The sequence below is a fragment of the Stenotrophomonas sp. YJH_SMC_106-19 genome, assembly GCF_059368375.1.
Genome location: NZ_JCAFRQ010000012.1, coordinates 1 through 5,444, shown reverse-complemented (window position 1 = coordinate 5,444; position 5,444 = coordinate 1). Strand labels below are relative to the sequence as shown.

The following is a 5,444-nucleotide window of genomic DNA, read 5'->3' as shown; positions in this document are numbered from 1 at the left end:
CCTGCATCAGAACCGGTAACCCAGCCCCAGCTGCACACCATTCTGCAGCTGGCCGTCGCGGCGCTCGCCCACATAGTCGACCATCACCGACAGCCGCTCGCTGGCCCGGCTGGTCACACCCAGGTTCCAGCTCAGCACCTGCTCCCCCACCGTCTGGCTGTTGCTGCCGAACATCATCCGCATGGGCCAGATACGCAATGACGTCCGCCTCAATCGGCGGGGGAACCGCGGATGAAGGCAGTCAGCGAAGCACGGGGGGCTCGCCACCCGATGGCAGGAACTCGACTGCCACCCCTCGCCGCTCCCCGCCAGCCGGTACCTTGACTGCGCTGCGCCAGCGCGCCGCCGCCGCCCGCGCAGCCTGGTCCAGCGCCAGGACGCCGCTGCTCCTCTGCACAAGGACCGAGGTCACCTGCCCGTCCTCCCAGACATCAACCACCAGCAACACACGCACGTTACGGGCAACGACGGTGCCTTCCGGCAAAGGCGGCAACGGCTCGGGTGTGAAGCCGGCCGCGGCCAGATCCACACGTAGCGTTCCCCGATCGCCCTCCGCCGTATTGGGCGGCCCGCCGTCTTCCTGCGCAGGGGCTGCGGGCGCCCGGGGCCGCGGCGGCACCCACAACCCTGTGCCATCGGCCAGCGTTCCGCGTGGCGGCAGCGCTCGCTCTGCGTCGGGCTCATCCGAGGGCGACGTCGCCGACACCACTGGCAGGCCCGGCTCTGCCATCCCGCCAGGCGAGGCCGCCGTGTCGCCGCCAGCGTCATCACTTGTACCCTCAGAAACCTTGTCGGCAGCCGGCCCGAGCAGCGCCGAGGCCCGCGCCTCCAGAATGCGGGAGCGCTCCCTGCTGCCGCGCGACATCATGATGGCCCCCAGGCGCACGTCGCTGCCCAGCAGGATGTTGCCGGTATTGAGGTAGTCACGCGAGTCCACGCCGCTGCGCAGCCGTCGTTCCAACTGGCCGGCTACCACGCGCGCGCCCAGCGCCAGTTCCTCGTCCTGGTCGGCCATCACTTCGCTGTAGGCCTCCCATACAGAAACTTCGTTGGGCGCATAGGCCAGCACCTGTTCCAAGAGGGTCTGTATCCGATACAGGCGCTCCTGCAATGGCAACTCGTCCAACGCAGGGGGCAGCTGCCGCCTGCCGAAGAAGCTGCGCACCGACAGCGCTCGCATGTCCTCGGTCAACAGCGCCAGAGCAATGGCCGGGCGGCGTGGCGACGCAGCCCACATCTGCCGAAGCAGTTCGGTCGATTCCGCGTCCAGCGCCCTGTATTCCGGGCTCCGCCTTGCCTCCAGCACACTGCGATCGATGGCACCGGTACGGCTGGGCGGAGAGAGCGCGTTCATCTTGCCCACCACGGCGCTGTACTGGTCGCGCAGGCGCGCGAACTCGCGCGTATGGTCAGACGTGCGCGGCCAGAGCCGAGCAGATGCCTTCAGCTCGCTCAACAGGTGATCGACCTGCGCCACGTCTCCGCGGGCACCAGCGCGCATCGCCGCCTCCACTGTCTGCAGCGAGTCCTGCTCGAACGCCTCGCGCGAACTCCATTGCCGCTGCCCGCGCGCCAAGTCGTTCGCCGCTATGTAGACCTGGCGCGGTGCGTCGCGATCAACAGAGCCTCCGCCACCAGAGATCACTACCACCACGACGAAACCCAAGCCCAGCATCAGAGCCGCCACCAGGTAATCGCCGGACCGATCCAGCCAGGCCACGCGCAGCAGCGACAGCACCGAAGCCGTGCCGCCCAGCATCACCGCCGCGCGGAAGGCAGCGCGGCCATCGCTGATGGATGGGCGAGCACCCAGATGGCCCAGGACATCAAACGTGGAGTAAACCAGACCGCCCAGCCACGCCCACAACGGCGTCAGGCCAATCAGAACCGCCAGCAGCACGGCAAGCCAGCCCAGCCACTTCACGGCCGCCTACTCATGATCAAGCCCGGCACGCACAGGATGTAGAACAGCACGCCCAGCAGGAGCATGCCGGACTGCACGGCCAGCTCAAAGCCATCCCACCAGCCCGGCGAGGGCAGCGCGTCGTAGGCACGCCAGGCCGGCATGCCCCAGCCGGCCACCCAGCCCAGCACCAGGGTGCCGACCGCCGCCATCGTAACCCGCGACCCCAGGCCGGGAAGCTGACTGGTTGTGGCAGCAGCGCCCGGAGCGGCCGGCCTTGCCACCGGGCGGGCGGCTGCCGCCTGCCGCAGTGGCTGGGCCGTGCGGGTACGTTTCCGCTTGCGACCGCGGCCCTTGCCGCCGTTCGTCTGCTGTGCCACGCGCGCACTGCGTGCGACCAGGCCGGCGCGCGCGCACGCCGCGCAGGGTAGCCCGGCAAAGTGCTGGTGGCTGGCATCCTGACTGCACGCCACCAACTGGCCGCCGCTTCGCTGCGCGTAGCCCATCAGCAGCGACGACCACTCCTGCGCCGATGGACGGCGCTGCGGCTGCGCCGAGAACGCGCGATCAAACAGATCGCGCAGAGCCGGCGGGAACATTTCATGGCCACTGACCGGTGCGGGCAGCAGGCGGCTGATGCCGCGCCGGCCGTAGGGATACAACCGCGCAGCGATGCGCCCAGGCAGGTCGTTGGGCACGTCGCCCCCCTGGGGGCGCCCGGCGTACGGATGCAGGCCCGAATTGAGCAGCTGGAATACGATCACCGCCAATGCGAAGCGATCCTGCGCCTCTTCCTCGCCAGGCGTGACCCCACGCTGCTGGAACTCGGCCGCCAGATAATCGGTGGTCACCTGGCCGGCCGGGAAACGCTCGTCCTTGCCCTGGATGCTGAAGCCATCGCAATCAAGCATGGCGATGAACAGCGAATCGCGGTAGAAGCGGACATTCAGCGGCTTGAGATCGACCACGTAGTGCTGACAGCGGTGCAAGGCAGCCAAGGTCGCCGCCAGATTCGCAGCCAGGGTCATCTTCGCGCCCAGACCGGTGGGCAGCTTTTCAACGCGTGCCTGCCGTTCCTGCAGTACATGCTCAAGATCGGTGGTGGCCGACACGTCCAGGATCGGCATGCTGAAGCCGATGAAGCGCCCGCCACGGTCACGGAGCAGACCGGTCGGCCATGCGATCTGCACACGTTCGCGCCCACCCTCACGGAGCGTCGGCAGATCCGGCTGCAGTTCCAGCATTGCCCGCAGCTTGCGCTCGTAGAACGGCACGTCCTTGGCCGAGTGATACAGCTTGGCGACCTCGCGCGGACGCTCCTTCAGAGTGAACACACTGCCGGCGCCACCACTCTTGAGAAGGCGCAGCAGGGTCAGCGGCTGGCGCCGCTGGTCGAAGATGATTTCTCCACTGCGGCCAGGCATGTGCTCAGCCCGGCAATGCGATCAGCAGCGTCTTGTCATCGCCGGTAATGCCATCCGTGCGCGGGTCGGACAAGGTCGCCTGCAAGGCCTGGCTGCCATGTGCTTCATCCACGGCAGAGAGATAGCGCAGCACCGGCCCGAAAAACGGCTGGAACAAGGTGTCCCCTCGGCGTCCCATCGCAAAGGGCTGCACGCCGTCGGACATCAGCACCAGCGCCTGCACCGCCCCTTCGAAACGGGTCAGCCGCAACTGTTGACGCCAATTGGCTCCGGTAACGAACCAGGTTTCGTTGGCGTACTCGCCGTTGGCCGGCAGCGACACTGCATCGGCGGTGCCATCGCTGAACGCGCAGGCGGCGACCCCATCGCCGATATGGAGGAACCAGCCACCACGCGCATCGGCTACTACCCCCACAAGGGTGCAGGCATGGTCGGACAGGCGCAGGCCACGTCCGGCGGCCAACAGCGCCAGTTGACCGCGCGCGTCATCGATGGCCGTTTCGATGATCGGCCGCAGCGCGTCCACGGGCACCGTCAGCGGTGCGTCGCCCAACGCCATTGCCGCCGCCAGTGCAGCGGCGACGCTGCACGACATGTGTTGCGCCCCGACATCGCTGTGCGAGGCCGAGCCGGCACCATCGCAGACCACCGCCACCAGCAGCGCACCGCTGCATACCGCGGCATGCGCGTCCTGGCAGGGCTGCCCGCGATCCACGTGCGACCGCCCCGTAGCCGAGGCAGCCATAACGCGCCAACTCACGGTCAGACCGGCACGTGCGACCAGCTATCGGTCGCCGGCAACTGGACCTGCCCGCCGGGCGTCGAATTGGACACCACGCGCATGCTCGCGCTGAGCCACAGGAACAGCTCCTTGAACTGCAGGCCCTGCAAACGCTTCACCCCGCGCTCGCCATTGCGGCTGAACCGGGCAAGCACACCGAGGTCGGCATTACCCACTGCAATTGGAAACACCGCCACCCTGTTCTGTTCCTCGGCACTGCGGCACTGTTCGGCCACCGCCTCCCAGGCATCGGTCGGTTGGCCATCGGACATCAGGAACAACCATGGCCGCGTGTAGGCCACGCCAGCCTGCCGGAAGCGCTGCTTCTCATCTTCGATTTCCTGCAGGGCAAGCTCCACCGCCGCGCCGGTGGGGGTGGTGCCGTTGGCCTTCAGGGTGGGCGCAGTGAAATCCATTGCATCGCACCAGTCACCACGTACGGCGGCAGTGTCCATGCCACCGTATTCCACCAGCAACACGCGCACACGCTTGGCCGCTATCACATCGTCCTTCAGCTCCTTCTCCAGCAGCTTCAGACCAACGTTGAGCTGTTCGATCGGGCTACCATCCATGCTGCCGGAGCAGTCCAGTACCAGTATCAGCGGTGTGCGCTGTTCGCTGTTATCGACCAGAGAAACGTCAGGAATCGCGCCAATGGACATCGTGGTAAGCCTCCGTGCTATGGATCGGGCCGCTGTATGCGTTGCATCGAGTATAGGCACAGGGGAGAAGGGAAACCATGAGCCGACTTCCGACGCCCCGTGGCAATGCTTGCCACATTTGCCGACGTGCCCGGAATCCGACTCTGTCCAGGGATTATGGAGAGCCAACCGACTCCCTGCCGATACCGTCGTTCTGGAACATCTGTTCAGCAGCAGGAGGGTCTTTTCGGTGCAAATGCGACACTGGCGTGGGATGTCGCATGTGCTGAAGCAGGGCCATGAAGGCTTCGCTCAGCAATCAGGACTGCCAGCCGTGGGCTGGCACTACTGGGGAATTCGCATTCCGCCGGGCATGGCCCGGCGCCACCAGACCAGGCTACACGTTTGCCGGCCCGCACCATGAGATTCCATCTGAGCGATCCACGGAAGACCGCTCCTTCGCGACTCAAGACACTCCTGCGCCAACCTGTGCGGGCGGTAGAGGCGGATCAGCCGCCGGTGGACGTCCCCGCCCGGCGGGCGAGGACGTCCTCCCTGCATCAGAACCGGTAACCCAGCCCCAGCTGCACACCATTCTGCAGCTGGCCGTCGCGGCGCTCGCCCACATAGTCGACCATCACCGACAGCCGCTCGCTGGCCCGGCTGGTCACACCCAGGTTCCAGCTCAGCACCTG

At 66.9% G+C, this 5,444-nt stretch carries 5 protein-coding genes; all 5 read right to left on the bottom strand.

The window, feature by feature from the left end; translation table 11 throughout:
- Nucleotides 1-6: 6 nt before the first annotated feature.
- From AC5P5M_RS18345 to AC5P5M_RS18325, 5 genes are read right to left on the bottom strand one after another with little or no spacing between them, the layout of a single operon-like run.
- Nucleotides 7-183 (bottom strand): hypothetical protein, encoded by a 177-nt coding sequence (locus AC5P5M_RS18345; protein WP_263177825.1) that lies wholly within the window; start codon nt 181-183, stop codon nt 7-9.
- A 58-nt stretch (nt 184-241) separates the two neighbouring features.
- Nucleotides 242-1,924, bottom strand: a complete 1,683-nt coding sequence (locus AC5P5M_RS18340; RefSeq protein WP_495206238.1) for a TonB family protein — start codon at nt 1,922-1,924, stop codon at nt 242-244.
- Nucleotides 1,921-3,327 carry a hypothetical protein gene (locus tag AC5P5M_RS18335; protein WP_368865778.1) on the bottom strand — a complete coding sequence of 469 codons (1,407 nt, stop codon included), beginning with the start codon at nt 3,325-3,327 and terminating at the stop codon, nt 1,921-1,923. The genes AC5P5M_RS18340 and AC5P5M_RS18335 overlap by 4 nt, the downstream gene beginning before the upstream one ends.
- A 4-nt stretch (nt 3,328-3,331) precedes the next feature.
- A complete protein-coding gene (locus AC5P5M_RS18330) occupies nt 3,332-4,072 on the bottom strand; it encodes a PP2C family serine/threonine-protein phosphatase (protein WP_081279709.1) in 741 nt (246 codons plus the stop codon).
- A gap of 17 nt (nt 4,073-4,089) precedes the next feature.
- Nucleotides 4,090-4,770 (bottom strand): vWA domain-containing protein, encoded by a 681-nt coding sequence (locus tag AC5P5M_RS18325; RefSeq protein WP_065174626.1) that lies wholly within the window; start codon nt 4,768-4,770, stop codon nt 4,090-4,092.
- Nucleotides 4,771-5,444 lie beyond the last annotated feature (674 nt).

Bases quoted from the DNA above. Each gene is read 5' to 3' on its own strand.
- AC5P5M_RS18345 (WP_263177825.1), bottom strand. From the start codon at position 183: ATGCGGATGATGTTCGGCAGCAACAGCCAGACGGTGGGGGAGCAGGTG.
- AC5P5M_RS18335 (WP_368865778.1), bottom strand. From the start codon at position 3,327: ATGCCTGGCCGCAGTGGAGAAATCATCTTCGACCAGCGGCGCCAGCCG.
- AC5P5M_RS18330 (WP_081279709.1), bottom strand. From the start codon at position 4,072: ATGGCTGCCTCGGCTACGGGGCGGTCGCACGTGGATCGCGGGCAGCCC.
- AC5P5M_RS18325 (WP_065174626.1), bottom strand. From the start codon at position 4,770: ATGTCCATTGGCGCGATTCCTGACGTTTCTCTGGTCGATAACAGCGAA.